Source organism: Kitasatospora sp. NPDC096204, from assembly GCF_044763205.1.
In the GTDB taxonomy this organism is placed as follows: Bacteria; Actinomycetota; Actinomycetes; order Streptomycetales; family Streptomycetaceae; genus Kitasatospora.
In genome coordinates this window covers 14,804-31,282 of the sequence record NZ_JBIWFT010000059.1, presented here as the reverse complement: position 1 = coordinate 31,282, position 16,479 = coordinate 14,804, and the positions used below count along the sequence as shown (strand labels likewise).

The window sequence follows — 16,479 nt, the reverse complement described above, 5'->3', positions numbered from 1 at the left end:
GTCGACTTGTCGACTACGTCTACACCGGTAGCTTGACGAGGAGCCACGGAACGGGCACGCACGGCGACGCCCGTCCCGGATCGTCGCGTTCACTGCGCGTGCGAGGACGGCCGGGACACCCAGGCGCGACGTCGACGGATGGCGTGGCAAAAAGGCAACCGTGCCACAGCGGCGTGCGCGGGCGTAAGCCCGACACGCCGGGGAACTCAGCAAGGTTGTGGCCAGTCGCGAGTGGGCAGGCCACACTCAGTACGGGAGCAGCGACGCAGGTGACGTCGGCAGGCACCACCCGGGAGGTAACCGTGCCCGAACTGCGGGTTGTGGCCGTCAGCAACGACGGCACACGGCTGGTGCTCAAGGCTGCCGACAGCACGGAGTACACCCTTCCCATCGACGAGCGGCTGCGCGCCGCCATCCGCGGCGACCGGCCGCGCCTCGGCCAGATCGAGATCGAGGTCGAGAGCCATCTGCGCCCCCGGGACATCCAGGCCCGGATACGAGCCGGTGCCTCCGCCGAGGAGGTCGCCCAGGCCGCCGGGATCTCCGTCGACCGCGTCCGCCGCTTCGAGGGCCCGGTGCTCGCCGAGCGCGCCTTCATGGCCGAGCGCGCCCGCAAGACCGCCATCCGCCGCAACGGCGAGTCCCCCGGCCCGCAACTCGGCGAGGCCGTGGCCGAGCGGCTCGCGCTGCGCGGCGCCGAGAAGGAGACCGAGCGCTGGGACTCCTGGCGGCGCGACGACGGCACCTGGGAGGTCATCCTCTCCTACCGGGCCGACGGCGAGGGCCGCAGCGCGTCGTGGACGTACGACCCGCCCCGGCGCCTGGTCCAGCCCAACGACGACGAGGCCCGCGCGCTGATCGGCGAGAACGTCGAGCGCGAGGAGGAGTCGGTCTTCCCGTTCATCCCGCGGATCGCCCGGCTCCCCCAGGACCGGCCGCCCCGCCCGATGATCGACCGGCCCTCGGCCGACCGCATCATGTCGGCCCGCGAGGTCCGCGAGTCGCGGGAGGCCACCGCCGAGTCCCGGGACTCGCTGACCAGCCTGCTCGACGTGGTCCCCGCCTTCCGCGGCGACCTCGCCGTCGGCGCCCCGGCCTCGATCGAACCGGTGCCCGCCGAGGTCGCCGAGGACGGCGAGGAACCGGCTGCCGCGGCCGCCCCGGCGGTCGGCGCGGGCTCGGCCTACGCCGACATCCTGATGCCGCGCGCCGTCGCCCCGCACCGCGAGCGCCTGGTCGGCACCACCGACCGGCAGGCCGAGGCGGACGGCGTCCGGCCCGGGCGCCGGGCCACCGTGCCCAGCTGGGACGAGATCGTCTTCGGCAGCCGACGCAAGAAGCAGGAGTAGCAGGACGCCGAAGGGGCGGGAGGCCGGGCCTCCCGCCCCTTCGGCGTACCCGGGGATCAGCCCGGCTGCCCGGTGACCGCCACCGGGCGCGCCTCGTCGCTCGACCACTCGCTCCACGAGCCCGGGTACAGCGTGGCCGGCAGGCCCGCCACCTCCAGCGCCAGGATCTGGTGCGCCGCCGTCACGCCCGAACCGCAGTACACCGCGGTCTCCCGCTCCCCCGCGCCCAGCGCCCGGAAGCGGGCGGCCAGCTCGGGCGCCGGCAGGAACCGGCCGTCCGGGCCCACGTTGCCGGCCGTCGGCGCCGAGACCGCGCCCGGGATGTGCCCGGCCCGCGGGTCCACCGGCTCGGTCTCGCCCCGGTAGCGCTCCCCGGACCGGGCGTCCAGCAGCAGGCCGCTGCGCGCCCAGGCCGCGGCGCCGTCCCCGTCCACCGTCGGCAGCTGCCCCGGCACCGGCTTGAAGTCGCCCTCCGCGGGCTCCGGCAGCTCGGCCGTCACCGGCAGCCCGGCCTCCCGCCAGGCCGCGAAGCCGCCGTCCAGCACCCGGACATCCCGGTGCCCGGCCCAGCGCAGCAGCCACCAGGCCCGGGCCGCCGCCATCGAGGCCGCGCCGTCGTACACCACGACCGGGCGCCGCGCGCTCACCCCGAAGCGGCGCATCGCCGCGCCGAACTCCTCCGGGTCCGGCAGCGGGTGGCGCCCGCCCCGGCCAGGAGCGCCGGGCGGGGCCGCCAGGTCCCGGTCCAGATCGACGAAGTGGGCGCCCGGGAGGTGACCGGCCCGGTACTCCTCGGCCGCGGTCGGGCCGCCCGGCGCGGCACCGACCAGCTGGTAGCGCACGTCCAGCAGCACCGGCGGCAGCGCGGAGGCCAGCGCCTCCCGCAGCCCGGCCGCGGAGATCAGCGGGGAACCGTCGTTGTAGGTGGTGGTCATGGCGGCCATTGTCGCGCAGCGCGGGTGTCCGGCGGCGGGGCATCCGGGTCCCCACCGCGGTCCGACCGCCGGAATCCGACGGAATCCGCAGCGACACGCCCGAATCGCCGCTCTTTGTGGGGTCTTTGCCGGACTTTCCGCGCGGCCCGAGGGTTGGGCGCCCGCCAGGGTGGAAGCATCACCCTCGCGCCCGAGGATTTCCGTGCGCCAACCACCCACGAGGAGGCCCGCATTGCCCGCGGTGGAACTCCGACTGGCCCAGGGCACGCCCTGCTGGGTCAGCCTGCTGACCGATGACCTGCCCGGCGCCCGCGCCTTCTACGGCGCCCTGCTCGGCTGGACGTACACCCCCGGGCCGGGCCAACTCGGCGACTACGTCCGGGCCGAGCTCGACGGGGCGCCGGTGGCCGGCCTCGGTGTCTCCACCGCCACCGGCTTCCCGGTGCAGTGGACCACCTACTTCGCCGTCGACGACGCCGACCGCACCGCCCAACTGGTCCGCGAGTGCGGCGGCACCGTCGCCGTCGGGCCGCTCCAGGCCGAGCGCGCCGGGCGGATGGCCATCGCCTCCGACGTCTCGGGCGCGGTCTTCGGCCTCTGGCAGGGCGAGGAGCACCTCGGCCGGGAGGCCGGGCACGAACCGGGCGCCCCCGCCTGGGCCGAACTGCTCACCCCCGACGCGCCGGGCGCGGCCGCCTTCTACTCCACCGTGCTCGACCGCCCGGTCCGCTCCACCCCGGAGGAGAGCGCGCTGCTGGTGCACGGGCAGCCGGTCGCCGGTATCCGGCACCGCGCCGAGCTGCGCGGCCACCCGCCGCGCTGGCGCACCCACTTCGCGGTCCGCGACGCCGCGCTGACCGCCCGGCGCACCGTCGAGCTCGGCGGCCGGGTCCTGGTCGAACCGCAGGACACCGTCCGCGGCCGCGCCGCCCGGCTGGCCGACCCGCAGGGCGGGCACTTCTCCGTACTGGAGGTGCTCCCCTAGGTCCCGGGGCGGCTCCGGCCGGATCCCGGAACGGATCCGGACCTCAGGCCCGCGGTGGACTCAGGCCTGCTGCTCCTCGAAGGGCAGCACGTCCGGGGAGAGCACCGAGGCGTGCGCCGTCGCGGCGGTCAGCCGGCGGCGGTGGTGGCGGCGGCACAGCACCTCGTAGCCGACCTCGTCCCGGGCCACCGAGATGTCGCCGATCACCACCTGGGCGCCCTCGACCACCATCACCCCGCCGACCGTCCGGGCGTTGTGGGTGGCCCGCGCGCCGCACCAGCACAGCGCCTCGACCTGGAGCACCTCCACCCGGTCGGCCAGCTCGATCAGCCGCTGCGAGCCGGGGAACAGCCGGGTGCGGAAGTCCGTGGTGATGCCGAAGGTGTAGACGTCGATGTCCAGTTCGTCCACCACCCGGGCCAGCTGGTCGACCTGCTCGGCGGCGAAGAACTGGGCCTCGTCGCAGATCAGGTAGTCCACCCGGCCGCCGGCCGAGAGCCGGTGCACCACGTGGGCGTGGAAGTCGAAGTCGTCCGTCACCTCGACCGCGTCCGCGCGCAGGCCCAGCCGGCTGGAGATCGTCGCCGCGCCCGCCCGGTCGTTGCGGGTGAGGATCACGCCCTGCCGGCCGCGCGCGGTGTGGTTGTGGTCCATCTGCAGCGCCAGCGTCGACTTGCCGCAGTCCATCGTGCCCGAGAAGAACACAAGTTCAGCCATGGGTGGAGCAAGGGCCTTTCAAATCAGGGGAGTTCGGGCACAGAAGAGTCAAGTGAGCGGATCAGCCGCGGATTTCGAGCAGCGGCACGAACTGCTCGACCGGGGTCATCGAACCGTGCAGACCGATCATCGCGGACTCGCCGGGCTCGTTGCGGGAGGCGACGATCGCGATGTCGTCGCGCGCCGCGGCGACCACGTCGCCGATCCGGGCGTACACCCGGTCGTCCACCGCCGGGCCGAACCAGCCCGCCGCGATCGCCTGGTCCCGGGTGGCCACCCACATCCGGTCGCCCAGCACCTCGCTCCAGACCGTGTGCACGTCGGCCGCCGCCCCCGGCACCGCGTAGACGTGCCGGGCCCGGCCCTCGCCGCCGAGCAGGGCGACACCGGCGCCCAGCTCCCAGTCCTCGTCGAAGTCGATCCGGTCCTCCGGCGCGATGTCGATCATGCCGTGGTCGGCCGTCACGTACATCGCCGAGCGCGGCGGCAGCTGCTCGGCCAGCCGGCGGGCCAGCCGGTCCACCGCGTCCAGCGTCATCCGCCACTCGTCCGAGTCCACCCCGAAGCGGTGGCCCGCGCCGTCCAGCTCGCTGACGTAGGTGTACACCAGCGCCCGGTCGTGCTCGGCCAGCCAGGCGGCCGCCCGGTCCATCCGCTCCTCGCCCGTGGTGCGGCCCATGAAGGTGCCGCCGGACAACGCCACCCTGGTCAGCGGGGTCTGCGCGAACAGCGGGGACGAGACCTGCGCCGTCGCCACCCCGGCCTCGTGGGTGCGCTGGAAGACCGTCGGGTACGGCTGCCAGGCGTGCGGGTCGGTCGGCGGCTGCCAGCGCAGCTGGTTCATCAGGTAGCCGGCGCCCGGCACCGCCACGGTGTACCCGGCCAGGCCGTGCAGGCCCGGCGGCGTACCGGTGCCGACCGAGGCCAGCGAGGTCGCCGTGGTGGACGGGAAGCCCGCCGTCAGCGGACGGCCGCTGCCGCCCAGCGAACTCCCGGCGAGCGAGGACAGGAACGGCGCGTACTCGGGGTGGCGCAGCAGCAGCTCCCAGCCCAGGCCGTCCACCAGGAACACCACCACCCGGTCCGCCGGGGCGATCGGGAGCGTCGCGGTGAACCCGGGAACGCCGAGCCCCGCCGCCACCGAGGGCAGCAGGTCGCAGAGCGAGCCGCTGCCGTACGGGGGCGCGGGGGCCGTGGCCGGGTCGAGGATCTCGAAGGCGTCGAAGCCGTCGGCAGGAACGAAGGACATGGAACCGGATTCGTAGCGGGCGGAAACGGCGACGGTCAGACGGCGGCGATCAGACCCGCGGGCCGTTGTCGATCGTCGCGTCGGACAGCGCCCGGGCGAACACCAGCGCCTGGGCCACCGTCTCCGGGCCGTCACCGGCCTCGCTCACCCGCAGCGAGAGGTCGTCGGCCGTGGCGGAACCGGTGTAGCCGTGGTCCGCCTCGCAGTTCGGGTCCGAGCAGCCGGCCGGCTCCAGGTCCAGGCGCTGCACGGCGCCCCAGCCGATCGTCAGCACCACCTCGCGCGGCAGGGTGCCCGGGGTGTACGTCTCCGGGTTGGCCACCATCCGGCTCACCACGACCGAGCCGATCCGGTCCAGTCGGACGCTCTCCGTCGACGTCGTCGCGAACGGCACCGCCGGGCTGCCCTCGGCGCCGGACTGCTCGTCGGTGTGGCTCACCACGAACCGGGTCGGGGTGAGCACCAGCACCGTCACGTGCCGGCGCACCTCGTTGGCGTCGAAGGTCGTCTCCTGGTGCACCAGGTAGGAGCTGATCGGCTCCGGGCCCACCGCGGACTCGACCGCCTCGGACACCAGGGCCGGGTAGTAGCCGCTGCGCTCGATCGCCGAGCGCAGGTCCTGAGTGGTGGTGGTACCGGTCTTCGCCATATCTCCATCCTGGCATGGTCCGCCGACGAAGCGGGCGGCACGGCGCCGAGCTTCGGACAACAGCGCCCGGGCAGGGCGCAACCAAGGAAGGTTACAGCGTGCTCATGGCGCGCGGACCCAGATCGCTGCGGACCGGCAGGGGTGCGACCCGCACCCGCGCCCCCAGGATCGCCAGTCCGTGCGGGGCCACGACCACCGGTTCGAGATCCACCGAGGCGATCTCCGGCACGTCGTCCACCAGCTGCGACACCCGCAGCAGCAGCTCCTCCAGCGCGTCGGTGTCCACCGCCTCGGCGCCGCGCCAGCCGAACAGCAGCGGCGCGGCCCGGACCTCCCGGATCAGCCCGGCGACGTCCTGGTCGGTGGCCGGAACCAGCCGGTGCGCCGTGTCGCCCAGCAGTTCGGCCGGGGCGCCCGCCAGGCCGAAGGACAGGATCGCGCCGACCGCCGGGTCCACCGTGGCGGCGATCACGGTGTCCACCCCGCGCGGCGCCATCCGCTGGACCACCAGGTCGGCCGGGGCGGCGCCGCCGAGCAGCGCGTCCAGCTCACGGTGGGCGCGGCGCAGGCCCGCCTCGCCGGTCAGGTCCAGCCGGACGCTGCCCAGGTCGGGGCGGTGGCGCAGGTGCGGGGCGGTCGCCTTCAGCGCCACCGGGTAGCCGAGCGTCCCGGCGGCCCTGACGGCGGCCTCCTCGTCCGGGGCCGGCAGCACCGGCGAGACGTCGATCCCGTAGCGGGCCAGCAGTTCCTGCGCCTCGGCCTCGGACAGCGTGATCCGGGCACCGCCGGGCTGGGTGCGCAGCATGACGGTGCGGCGCGTAGCGCCTCGGGCAAGGGTGGTGGTGGGCGACGGGCGGGCGGCGGCCCGGGTGCTCAGCGCCGCCTCCACCAGCCGGCGGGCGCCGGGCTCGTCGATCCGGTCCAGCTCCGGGACGCGCGCCGTCTCCTCCGCCTCGGCCGTACGGCGGCGCCACTGCGCGTAGTGCACGGCGTGGGCGAGGGCGTGCACGGCCCGCTCGGGCGCCGCGTACGCGGGGATGCCGCCGGGGCGCAACCGGGCGGGCAGGTCGGTCAGCGCCAGGTGGGTGAGCAGCAGCGGCTTGCCCAGCTCCCGGGCGCGGTGGCCGGCGTCGAGGAGGGCGGCGGCGATCTCCGGGTCGTCCGAGCCCATCGCGGGGTCGTCCTCGCCGGTCAGCCGGCCGCCCATGAAGGCGTGGGCGGAGGTGCCGATCGGCGGGATGGCGACGGCGATCACCGCGTCCACGGCCGGGTCGGCGAGAGCGACGTCCAGGGCGATCCGGAAGTTCTCGCCGGTCGCGGCGGTGGTGAGGTCGACAGGCGTGCACGGGCGCAGGCCGGCGCTCAGCAGGGCGTCGTAGGTGAGCAGGCCGAGCGAGTCGGAGTTGCCGACCACCGCGACCCGGTTGCCCGGCGGCAGCGGCTGCTGGGCCAGCAGCTCGCCGGTGTCGTACAGCTCGGTGATGGTCGACACCCGGGTGACGCCCGCCTGTTCGAACAGCGCGTCCACGGTGGCGTCACGCAGACCGGTGGCGGTGGCGGGGACGGCGTGGCCGGGCGGCAGGCTGCCGGTGTGCCGGGCGCCCTTGACCACCACGACCGGCTTGACGGCGGCGAGACGGCGGGCGATCCGGGTGAACTTGCGCGGGTTGCCGAAGGACTCCAGGTACAGCAGCACCACCTGGGTGGCCTCGTCCTCGGCCCAGTACTGGAGGAAGTCGTTGCCGGAGACGTCGGCGCGGTTGCCGACCGACGCGAAGGAGGAGACGCCGAGGCCGCGCTTGTGGGCGGCCTCCAGCAGGGCCACGCCGATCGCGCCGGACTGGCAGAAGATCCCGAAGCCGCCGCTGCCGGGCAGCCGTGGGGCGAGCGAGGCGTTCAGCGGGCGCTTCGGGTCGGTGTTGATCAGGCCGAAGGCGTTCGGGCCGATCACCCGCATGCCGGCCGCACGGGCCTGGCGGACCAGCGCGCGCTGCCGGTCCCGGCCCTCCGGGCCGGTCTCCGCGTAGCCGGCGGTGACCACCACCAGGCCCTGCACCCCGTGGGCGCCGCAGTCGGCGACGGCGGCCGGGACGGCGCCCTCGGGGACGGCGATCACCGCGAGGTCCACCGGCCCGGGAATGTCCAGAATCGAACGGTGGACCGGGACACCGTCCAGCTCGGTGCCCGGTACGGCGTTGCGGTTCACCGCGTACACCGGGCGGTCGGCCTGGGCGTCGTCGCCCAGCAGGTCGCGCAGGATGGCGCGACCGACGGTCTGCGGGGTGCGCGAGACCCCGATCACCGCCACCGAGCGCGGGGTGAGCAGCCGCTGCACCGAGCGCGCCTCGGCGCGGTGCTCGCGGGCACGCATCACGGCGAGCGAGCGGTCGGTCTGTTCGAGGTCGAACTCCAGGTGCACCACGCCGTCAGCGAAGCTGCGGTGCTGGGTGTAGCCGGCGTCGGTGAAGACCTTCACCATCTTCCGGTTCTCCGGCAGCACTTCGGCCTGGAAGCGGCGGATGCCGCGCTCCTGCGCGACCGCCGCGATGTGCTCCAGCAGGGCGGAGGCCACGCCGCGGCCCTGGTGGGCGTCCTGCACCAGGAAGGCCACCTCGGCGTCGGTGCCGGTGTCGGAGGGGCGGCCCTCGGCGTCGATCCGGTCGTAGCGGACGGTGGCGATGAAGCGGTCCCGGACCACCACCGCGAGGCCGACCCGGTTCACGAAGTCGTGGTGGGTGAAGCGGCGGACGTCCTTGTCGGAGAGCCGCGGGTAGGGGGCGAAGAACCGGAAGTACTTGGACTGGTCCGACACCTGCTCGTAGAACTCCACGAGCCGTCCGGCGTCGTCGGGCGTGATCGGACGGATCCGGGCCGTACCTCCGTCGCGCAGCAGGATGTCCGCTTCCCAGTGCTGCGGGTAGTCGGGTTGCTCGGGGTTCGCCACCGCGGGGTCTTCCACATTCGTCAGGTTATCCGGCAATGAGCCGAATGGCGCCGGACGCGTACCCACGGCAGGGTGGGCAGGACCCATCGACCGGGGTTTATGCCCCGAAAAGAAACAATCACAACTCCTGAACGCAGCGGTTCCCAGGGGCCACCTGCGTGCAACACTGGTCTAGACAACATGGCCGCTTCCCCCGCTCCCCCGAGCACGGCCGTGACCAGCTTCACCGGAAAGGCACGTCTCATGGCTGAGCGCCGCGTCACCATCGGTTGGGCCGAGGGCCTGCACGCCCGTCCCGCCTCCGTCTTCGTCCGGGCCGTCACGGCCACCGGCGTGCCGATCACCATCGCCAAGCCGGGCGGCAACCCGGTCAACGCCGCCTCCATGCTCGGCCTCCTCGGCCTGGGCGCCCAGGGCGGCGACGAGGTCATCCTCGCCTCCGACGCCGAGAACGCGGACGACGCCCTCGACCGCCTCGCCAAGCTCGTCTCCGAGGGCCTCGACGAGCTCCCCGCCGCGGTCTGAGCCTCGCGACGCCCACCCGATCGGGGTGCCGCCACACTGTGGCGCCACCCCGATCGGCTTTCGGTCAGCCCTTCACGCAGACCACCTGCTTGAGGTGCGCGACCACCTCGACGAGGTCCTTCTGCTGCTCGATGACCTTCTCGATGTTCTTGTAGGCGCCCGGGATCTCGTCCACCACGCCGCCGTCCTTGCGGCACTCCACGCCCTTGGTCTGCTCGACCAGGTCCTCGGTGGTGAACCGCTTCTTCGCCGCGTTGCGGCTCATCTTGCGGCCGGCGCCGTGCGAGGCGGAGTTGAACGACGCCGCGTTGCCCAGGCCGCGGACGATGTAGGAACCCGTCCCCATGGAACCCGGGATGATCCCGAGGTCCCCGGAGCCGGCCCGGATCGCGCCCTTGCGGGTCACCAGCAGGTCGACGCCGTCGTACCGCTCCTCCGACACGTAGTTGTGGTGGCAGCTGATCACCTCGTCGAAGGCGACCTCCGCCTTGGTGAACTCCCGCCGGACGACGTCCTGGAACAGCGCCATCATCACCGCCCGGTTGTGCTTCGCGTACTCCTGCGCCCAGAAGAGGTCCTGGCGGTAGGCCGCCATCTCCGGGGTCTTCGCGAGGAAGACGGCCAGGTCCTGGTCGATCAGGCCCTGGTTGTGCGGCAGCGAGCGGGCGGTGCCCATGTGGTGCTCGGCCAGCTCCTTGCCGATGTTGCGGGAACCGGAGTGGAGCATCAGCCAGACCGCGCCAGTCGTGTCGACGCACAGTTCGATGAAGTGATTTCCTCCGCCGAGCGTGGCCATCTGCTGCATCGCCCGCTCGCGGCGCCACCTGACGTCCTCCGCGATGCCGTCGAAGCGCCGCCAGAAGTCGTCCCAGCCCGCCGCGCGGAAGCCCTGCAGCTTCGCCGGGTCGACCGGGTCGGTGTGCAGGCCGCGGCCGACCGGGATGGCCCGCTCGATCTCGCGGCGCAGGCCGGAGAGGTCGTCCGGGAGGTCCTCGGCGGTGAGCGAGGTCTTCACCGCGCTCATGCCGCAGCCGATGTCGACGCCGACGGCCGCCGGGCAGACCGCGTCCTTCATGGCGATGACGGAGCCGACGGTGGCGCCCTTGCCCAGGTGGACGTCGGGCATCACGGCGAGGCCGTGCAGCCAGGGCAGGGAGCTGATGTTGCGCAGCTGCTGCATGGCCTGGCCCTCGACCGTCGCCGGGTCGGTCCACATCCGGATCGGCACCCGGACGCCGGGCACCTCGGTGTACGTCATGGTCGAACGACCTCCAGAGGTCGGGAAGTTCACGTGAGGAAGCTGCCGCGCGTGGAATCCCGGCGCGGCTCGGGGAAGTTCAGGGGGTGGGGCTCAGCGGCCCAGGGCGACGGGGCAGGGGGAATACGGCCGTGGGGAGCGTCGTATGACTCGCTCGACCCGCATGATGACCGCCTCCCTTCCCTCGTCGTGGTTCGCACGTGCTGTGCGCCGGGGAACATCTATCCACGGAACGGGGGCGGCCCGCAACGGGTTTAACAACGCGTCCGGCCCGGCGGAGCGGGTGCTCCACCGGGCCGGACGGGGATCCGACGGACGGATCAGCTGACGACGGTGACCTCGCCGATGCCGAGCGCCCGCACGTCGTCGGCGATCACGGCGGCGTCGCCGACCAGGACGGTGACGAGACGGTCCGGCGGGAAGGCCGCGACGACCGCCTCGGTGGCGGCGGCGGTGGGCAGTTCGGCGAGCTGCCGGTAGACCTCGGCCTGGTAGTCGTCCGGCAGGTACTGCTCGACCTGGTCGGCCAGGGTGCCGGCGACCGAGCCCGCGGTCTCGTACTTCAGCGGGGCGACGCCGACCAGGAACTGCACGGCCTCGTCGCGCTCGGCGTCGGTGAGGCCCTCGGCGGCGAGGGTGCGCAGGATGGTCCAGGTGTCGGCCAGCGCAGGGGCGGTGGAGGCGGTGTCCACCGAGCCGCTGATGGCGAGCATCGCGCGCCCGCTGCCGTCGGCGGCCGAGCGCAGCGGCTGGGCGAAAGCCCGTACGCCGTAGGTGTAGCCCTTCTCCTCGCGCAGGACGCGGTCGAGGCGGGAGGTGAGGGTGCCGCCCAGGCAGTAGGTGCCGAGGATCTGGGCGGCCCAGAGCGGGTCGTGGCGGTCGGGCCCGATCCGGCCGATGAGCAGCTGGGTCTGGACGGAGCCGGGACGGTCCACGATGACGACGCGGCCGCGGTCGTCGCCGGTGACCGGGGCGTGGGCGGACGGCTCGGCGGCCGCCGCGGTCCAGGTGCCGAGGGTGCTCTCCAGCAGCGCGGGCAGGTCGACGCCGGTGAGGTCGCCGACGACCACGACGGTGCTGGTCGCGGGGCGCACGTGGGCGTCGTAGAAGGCCTTGACGGCCGCGCGGTCGATCGACTTGACGGTGTCGGCGGTGCCGGCGCGGGGCCGGGAGAGCCGGTCGGCGGCGTCGAACAGCTCGGCGTACAGGGCCTTGGCGGCGCGCCGGGCGGGGTTGGCCTGCTCGTGGACGATCTCGTCCAGGCGGTTGGCGACCAGCCGCTCGATCTCCGCCTCGGGCAGGGCGGGGGCGCGCAGGGCGTCCGCCAGCAGGGACAGACCGCGCTGGAGCCGGGAGGCGGGGACCTCCAGGGAGATCCGGATGCACGGGTGGTCGGCGTGGGCGTCGAGGGTGGCGCCGGCGCGCTCCAGCTCGGCGGCGAACTCCTCGGCGCTGAGGGTGTCGGTGCCCTCGCTGAAGGCGCGGGCGAGGATGCCGGCGATGCCGTCGAGGCCGTCGGGCTCGGCGGCGAGCGGGGCGTCGAGCAGCACCTCGACGGCGACCAGCTGCTGGCCGGGCCGGTGGCAGTGCAGGACGGTGATGCCGTTGCCGAGGGCGGCCCGCTCGGGGGCGGGGAAGTCCCAGGGGCTGGGCGTGCCCGGCTGGGGCTGCGGGTGGAAGGTCATGGCGGGGACGTAGTCGGTGCTCATACGGCGGCACCCTCCTCTTCGGAAGCGGCGTCGGAGTCGGCGTCGGTCTCGGCGGCGGTGGGCTCGTAGACGAGCACAGCCCGGTTGTCGGGGTGGAGCCGGGCCTTGGCGATGGCCTGGACCTCCTCGGCGGTGACGTCGAGGACCTTGGGGAGGGCGTCGTTGAGCAGCTTGGGGTCGCCGAACAGGACGGCGTAGCGGCACAGTTCGTCGGCACGGCCAGCGACGGTGGTGAGCCGGTCGAGCCACTCGCGCTCGATCTGGGCCTGGGCGCGTTCGAGTTCCTCGGCGGTGGGGCCCTCGGCGGCGAAGCGGGCGAGCTCCTCGTCGACGGCGGTGCCGATCTGCTCGACGGTGGCGTCGCCGGAGGTCTTGACGTCGAGCCAGCCGAGGCTGGGGGCGCCGGCCAGGCGCAGCAGGCCGAAGCCGGCGGCGACGGCGGTGCGGTCGCGGCGGACCAGCCGGTTGTAGAGGCGGCTGGACTCGCCGCTGCCGAGGATGGTGAGGGCGAGGTCGGCGGCGTCGGCCTCGCGGGTGCCGTCGTGCGGGAGGCGGTAGGCGGCCATCAGGGCACGCGAGGGGACGTCCTCGTGGATCTCCTCGCGGATCTCGCGGCCGATGGTCTCGGGGAGTTCACCGGAGCGCGGCGGCTGCTTGCCGTCGTGCGCGGGGATGGAGCCGAAGTACTTCTCGACCCAGGCGACGGTCTGCTCGGGGTCGATGTCGCCGACGATGGACAGGACGGCGTTGTTGGGCGCGTAGTACGTCCGGAAGAACGTGCGGGCGTCTTCCAGGGTGGCCGCGTCGAGGTCGGCCATGGAGCCGATCGGGGTGTGGTGGTACGGGTGGCCGTCGGGGAAGGAGAGCGCGGTGAGCTTCTCGAAGGCGGTGCCGTACGGGACGTTGTCGTAGCGCTGGCGGCGCTCGTTCTTGACGACGTCGCGCTGGTTCTCCATGGACGTCTCGTCGAGCGCGGCGAGCAGCGAGCCCATCCGGTCGGCCTCCAGCCAGAGGGCGAGCTCCAGCTGGTGGGCGGGCATGGTCTCGAAGTAGTTGGTGCGCTCGAAGCTGGTGGTGCCGTTGAGCGAGCCGCCGGCGCCCTGGACGAGCTCGAAGTGCCCGTTGTTGGAGACGTTGGCCGAGCCCTGGAACATCAGGTGCTCGAAGAGGTGGGCGAGGCCGGTGCGGCCCTTGACCTCGTGGCGGGAGCCCACGTCGTACCAGAGGCAGACGGCGGCGACCGGGGTGAGGTGGTCCTCGGAGAGGACGACGCGCAGGCCGTTGGCCAGGCGGTGCTCGGTGATGGCGATGCCTCGGCTGGAGGCGGGGGCCGGGTTGGCCATGCGCTCGGGTCCTTCCCGTCGTCGATGTCGGGGGTTCGTGTGGCGTCCCCCATTGTGGTGCAACGCGCGGGAGCCGTGTTCGTGTCCGCGCGGAGGGGGGCGTTCGCCAGGGGCGGAAGAGGGCCGCTGACCGGGAGTGTCGGCCCGAGGGTCCACAATGGGGGCGCCGCGCCCTGTCGACGGTGCCCGGTTGACGGGTCCGGCGGCGGGAGTGGCGAGGAGACGGCCGACGTTCGCCCCACGGCGCGCGGCGGCCGGCCGAGACGGACCGAGACACAGCCAGCGACACGTAAGGGAGCCCCGCCGCGATGGCCCGCCGCAGTTCGCAGACCCCGCCGCCCGGAGACTTCGAGGAGCGGATCCTCGACGTCGACGTCGTGGACGAGATGCAGGGCTCCTTCCTGGAGTACGCCTACTCGGTGATCTACTCGCGTGCGCTGCCCGACGCGCGGGACGGCCTGAAGCCGGTGCACCGCCGCATCCTGTACCAGGCCAACGAGATGGGCCTGCGCCCGGACCGCGCGCACGTGAAGTGCGCCCGCGTGGTGGGCGAGGTGATGGGCCGGCTGCACCCGCACGGTGACGCGTCCATCTACGACTCGGTGGTGCGCATGGCGCAGCCGTTCTCGATGCGGCTGCCGCTGATCGACGGGCACGGCAACTTCGGTTCGCTGGGCAACGACGACCCGCCGGCCGCGATGCGCTACACCGAGTCGCGGCTGACGGCCGCGTCGATGGCGATGGTGGAGTCGATCCACGAGGACACCGTCGACTTCGGCCCGAACTACGACGGCAGCGAGCAGGAGCCGCTGGCGCTGCCGGCCGCGTTCCCGAACCTGCTGGTGAACGGCGCCACGGGCATCGCGGTGGGCATGGCGACGAACATGCCGCCGCACAACCTGTCCGAGGTGGTGGCCGCGGCCCGGCACCTGATCAAGCACCCGAACGCGGACCTGGACACGCTGATGCGGTTCGTGCCCGGTCCGGACCTGCCGACCGGTGGGCGGGTCGTGGGCCTGTCGGGCATCCGGGACGCGTACGAGTCGGGCCGCGGCACCTTCAAGATCCGGGCGACGACGTCGGTGGAGGCGGTGACGGCCCGCCGCAAGGGCATCGTGGTCACCGAGCTGCCGTACAACGTCGGCCCGGAGAAGGTCATCTCGAAGATCAAGGACCTGGTCAACGCGAAGAAGCTCCAGGGCATCGCGGACGTCAAGGACCTGACCGACCGTGAGCACGGGCTGCGGCTGGTCATCGAGGTGAAGAACGGCTTCGTGCCGGAGGCGCTGCTGGAGCAGCTGTACAAGCTGACGCCGATGGAGGAGACCTTCGGCATCAACAACGTGGCGCTGGTGGACGGGCAGCCGCTGACGCTCGGGCTGAAGGAACTGCTGGAGGTCTACGTCGACCACCGCTTCACCGTGGTGCGCCGGCGCAGCGACTTCCGCCGCCGCAAGCGCGAGGAGCGGCTGCACCTGGTCGAGGGCCTGCTGGTGGCGCTGCTCGACATCGACGAGGTCATCGCGATCATCCGGTCGAGTGACAACGCGCAGCAGGCGAAGGAGCGCCTGATGGAGCGCTTCTCGCTGTCGGAGACGCAGACGGCGTACATCCTGGACACCCCGCTGCGGCGGCTGACCCGCTTCGACCGGGTGGAGCTGGAGCAGGAGAAGGCGAAGCTGACCTCGGAGATCGCGGAGCTGACCGAGATCCTGGAGTCGGACACCAAGCTGCGCAGTGTGGTGTCGTCCGAACTGGGCGCGGTGGCGAAGCAGTTCGGCACGGAGCGGCGCACGGTGCTGCTGGAGGCGGGGGCGGTGCCGTCGGCGGCGCTGGCGGTGCCGCTGGAGGTCGCGGACGACCCGTGCCGGGTGCTGCTGTCGTCGACGGGGCTGCTGGCGCGGACGACGGACGGCGAGCCGTTCGAGGTGTCGGAGAAGCGGGCGAAGCACGACGTGATCGTGTCGGCGGTGCACGCGACGGCGCGGGCGGACGTGGGTGTGGTGACGTCCGCGGGCCGGGTGCTGCGGCTGCCGGTGATCGACCTGCCGGCGCTGCCTCCGACGCCGTCGCCGACGCTGGCGGGCGGGGCCGCGGTGGGCGAGTTCCTGCGGCTGGAGGCCGGGGAGCGGGCGCTGGCGCTGACCACGCTGGACGAGTCCTCGCCGGGGCTGGCGCTGGGCACGCTGCAGGGCGTGGTGAAGCGGGTGGTGCCGGAGTGGCCGGCGAACAAGGACGAGTTCGAGGTGATCGCTCTCAGGGAGGGTGACGAGCTGGTGGGCGCGGTCGAACTGCGCACCGGCGAGGAGGACCTGGTCTTCATCGCCTCGGACGCCCAGCTGCTGCGCTACCCGGCGGGCCAGGTCCGTCCGCAGGGCCGCCCGGCGGGCGGCATGGCGGGCATCAAGCTGTCGGACGGTGCCCGGGTGCTGTCCTTCACGGCGGTGGATCCGGCGGCGGACGCGGTGGTGGTCTCGGTGGCCACGGCCACGGGCACGCTGTCCGACGGCGAGCAGACGACCTGGAAGGTCACCCCGTTCGAGCAGTACCCGCGCAAGGGCCGTGCCACCGGTGGTGTGCGCTGCCAGCGCTTCCTGCGCGGTGAGGACGGCCTGGCCTTCGCCTGGGCCGGTGCCGTCCCGGCCCGTGCCGCCACCGCCAAGGGCGCCCCGGTCGAGCTGCCCGAGCGCGACCCGCGCCGCGACGGCTCCGGCACTCCGGTCACCACCCCGATCGCGGTGGTCGCCGGCCCGGCGTAGCGGCTCTCGCCCTGGCGCGGGCGGAGGGGTACCGGAGTCGTCCGGTACCCCTCCGCC

12 protein-coding genes are annotated in these 16,479 nt (G+C 73.5%); 4 read left to right on the top strand and 8 right to left on the bottom strand.

Annotated features, from left to right (window positions below; genetic code table 11):
- Positions 1-269 precede the first annotated feature (269 nt).
- Complete coding sequence (gene sepH, locus ACIQ87_RS37950) at positions 270-1,349, top strand: septation protein SepH (protein ID WP_402416355.1); 1,080 nt, start codon at positions 270-272, stop codon at positions 1,347-1,349.
- Between the two features lie 56 nt (positions 1,350-1,405).
- On the opposite strand, the gene ACIQ87_RS37945 is transcribed toward sepH, so the two are convergent.
- Positions 1,406-2,284, bottom strand: a complete 879-nt coding sequence (locus tag ACIQ87_RS37945) for a sulfurtransferase (protein ID WP_402416352.1) — start codon at positions 2,282-2,284, stop codon at positions 1,406-1,408.
- 241 nt (positions 2,285-2,525) lie between these two features.
- On the opposite strand from ACIQ87_RS37945, the gene ACIQ87_RS37940 reads away from it, so the two are divergent.
- Positions 2,526-3,269, top strand: coding sequence for a VOC family protein (locus tag ACIQ87_RS37940; RefSeq protein ID WP_402416389.1), 744 nt, complete (start codon positions 2,526-2,528; stop codon positions 3,267-3,269).
- A 60-nt stretch (positions 3,270-3,329) separates the two neighbouring features.
- Here the strand turns inward: ACIQ87_RS37940 and ACIQ87_RS37935 are convergent, their stop codons facing one another.
- The 4 genes from ACIQ87_RS37935 to ACIQ87_RS37920 all read right to left on the bottom strand — a co-directional run bounded on the left by ACIQ87_RS37935 (position 3,330) and on the right by ACIQ87_RS37920 (position 8,915).
- Positions 3,330-3,986: a thymidine kinase gene (locus tag ACIQ87_RS37935; protein ID WP_402416349.1), complete on the bottom strand. Its 657-nt coding sequence runs from the start codon at positions 3,984-3,986 to the stop codon at positions 3,330-3,332.
- Between the two features lie 61 nt (positions 3,987-4,047).
- Positions 4,048-5,235, bottom strand: coding sequence for an alkaline phosphatase family protein (locus tag ACIQ87_RS37930; RefSeq protein WP_402416346.1), 1,188 nt, complete (start codon positions 5,233-5,235; stop codon positions 4,048-4,050).
- A 49-nt stretch (positions 5,236-5,284) separates the two neighbouring features.
- Complete coding sequence (locus ACIQ87_RS37925; RefSeq protein WP_402416344.1) at positions 5,285-5,884, bottom strand: DUF5998 family protein; 600 nt, start codon at positions 5,882-5,884, stop codon at positions 5,285-5,287.
- A 91-nt stretch (positions 5,885-5,975) separates the two neighbouring features.
- On the bottom strand, positions 5,976-8,915 hold the full coding sequence (locus tag ACIQ87_RS37920; protein WP_402416341.1) for a GNAT family N-acetyltransferase: 2,940 nt from the start codon (positions 8,913-8,915) through the stop codon (positions 5,976-5,978).
- Positions 8,916-9,071: 156 nt separating this feature from the next.
- Between ACIQ87_RS37920 and ACIQ87_RS37915 the strand changes: the two genes are divergently transcribed.
- Entirely contained in the window at positions 9,072-9,353 is a 282-nt protein-coding gene (locus ACIQ87_RS37915; protein ID WP_359817494.1) for an HPr family phosphocarrier protein, read from the top strand.
- 64 nt (positions 9,354-9,417) lie between these two features.
- Here ACIQ87_RS37915 and ACIQ87_RS37910 read toward each other — a convergent pair whose 3' ends face one another.
- The 3 genes from ACIQ87_RS37910 to ACIQ87_RS37900 all read right to left on the bottom strand — a co-directional run bounded on the left by ACIQ87_RS37910 (position 9,418) and on the right by ACIQ87_RS37900 (position 13,663).
- Positions 9,418-10,611 (bottom strand): RtcB family protein, encoded by a 1,194-nt coding sequence (locus ACIQ87_RS37910; protein WP_402416338.1) that lies wholly within the window; start codon positions 10,609-10,611, stop codon positions 9,418-9,420.
- Between the two features lie 320 nt (positions 10,612-10,931).
- The gene (locus ACIQ87_RS37905) at positions 10,932-12,296 is read right to left on the bottom strand and encodes a M16 family metallopeptidase (RefSeq protein ID WP_402416386.1); all 1,365 of its coding nucleotides are present in this window, start codon (positions 12,294-12,296) and stop codon (positions 10,932-10,934) included.
- Between the two features lie 20 nt (positions 12,297-12,316).
- Entirely contained in the window at positions 12,317-13,663 is a 1,347-nt protein-coding gene (locus ACIQ87_RS37900; protein ID WP_402416335.1) for a M16 family metallopeptidase, read from the bottom strand.
- A gap of 308 nt (positions 13,664-13,971) precedes the next feature.
- Here ACIQ87_RS37900 and ACIQ87_RS37895 point away from each other — a divergent pair, with 308 nt between their 5' ends.
- The gene (locus tag ACIQ87_RS37895) at positions 13,972-16,422 is read left to right on the top strand and encodes a DNA topoisomerase (ATP-hydrolyzing) subunit A (RefSeq protein WP_402416333.1); all 2,451 of its coding nucleotides are present in this window, start codon (positions 13,972-13,974) and stop codon (positions 16,420-16,422) included.
- Positions 16,423-16,479: the final 57 nt, after the last annotated feature.

Bases quoted from the DNA above. Each gene is read 5' to 3' on its own strand.
- ACIQ87_RS37905 (WP_402416386.1), bottom strand. From the start codon at position 12,296: ATGACCTTCCACCCGCAGCCCCAGCCGGGCACGCCCAGCCCCTGGGAC.
- ACIQ87_RS37930 (WP_402416346.1), bottom strand. From the start codon at position 5,235: ATGTCCTTCGTTCCTGCCGACGGCTTCGACGCCTTCGAGATCCTCGAC.
- ACIQ87_RS37895 (WP_402416333.1), top strand. From the start codon at position 13,972: ATGGCCCGCCGCAGTTCGCAGACCCCGCCGCCCGGAGACTTCGAGGAG.
- ACIQ87_RS37945 (WP_402416352.1), bottom strand. From the start codon at position 2,284: ATGACCACCACCTACAACGACGGTTCCCCGCTGATCTCCGCGGCCGGG.
- ACIQ87_RS37925 (WP_402416344.1), bottom strand. From the start codon at position 5,884: ATGGCGAAGACCGGTACCACCACCACTCAGGACCTGCGCTCGGCGATC.
- ACIQ87_RS37900 (WP_402416335.1), bottom strand. From the start codon at position 13,663: ATGGCCAACCCGGCCCCCGCCTCCAGCCGAGGCATCGCCATCACCGAG.
- ACIQ87_RS37910 (WP_402416338.1), bottom strand. From the start codon at position 10,611: ATGACGTACACCGAGGTGCCCGGCGTCCGGGTGCCGATCCGGATGTGG.
- ACIQ87_RS37935 (WP_402416349.1), bottom strand. From the start codon at position 3,986: ATGGCTGAACTTGTGTTCTTCTCGGGCACGATGGACTGCGGCAAGTCG.
- ACIQ87_RS37920 (WP_402416341.1), bottom strand. From the start codon at position 8,915: ATGGGTCCTGCCCACCCTGCCGTGGGTACGCGTCCGGCGCCATTCGGC.
- ACIQ87_RS37915 (WP_359817494.1), top strand. From the start codon at position 9,072: ATGGCTGAGCGCCGCGTCACCATCGGTTGGGCCGAGGGCCTGCACGCC.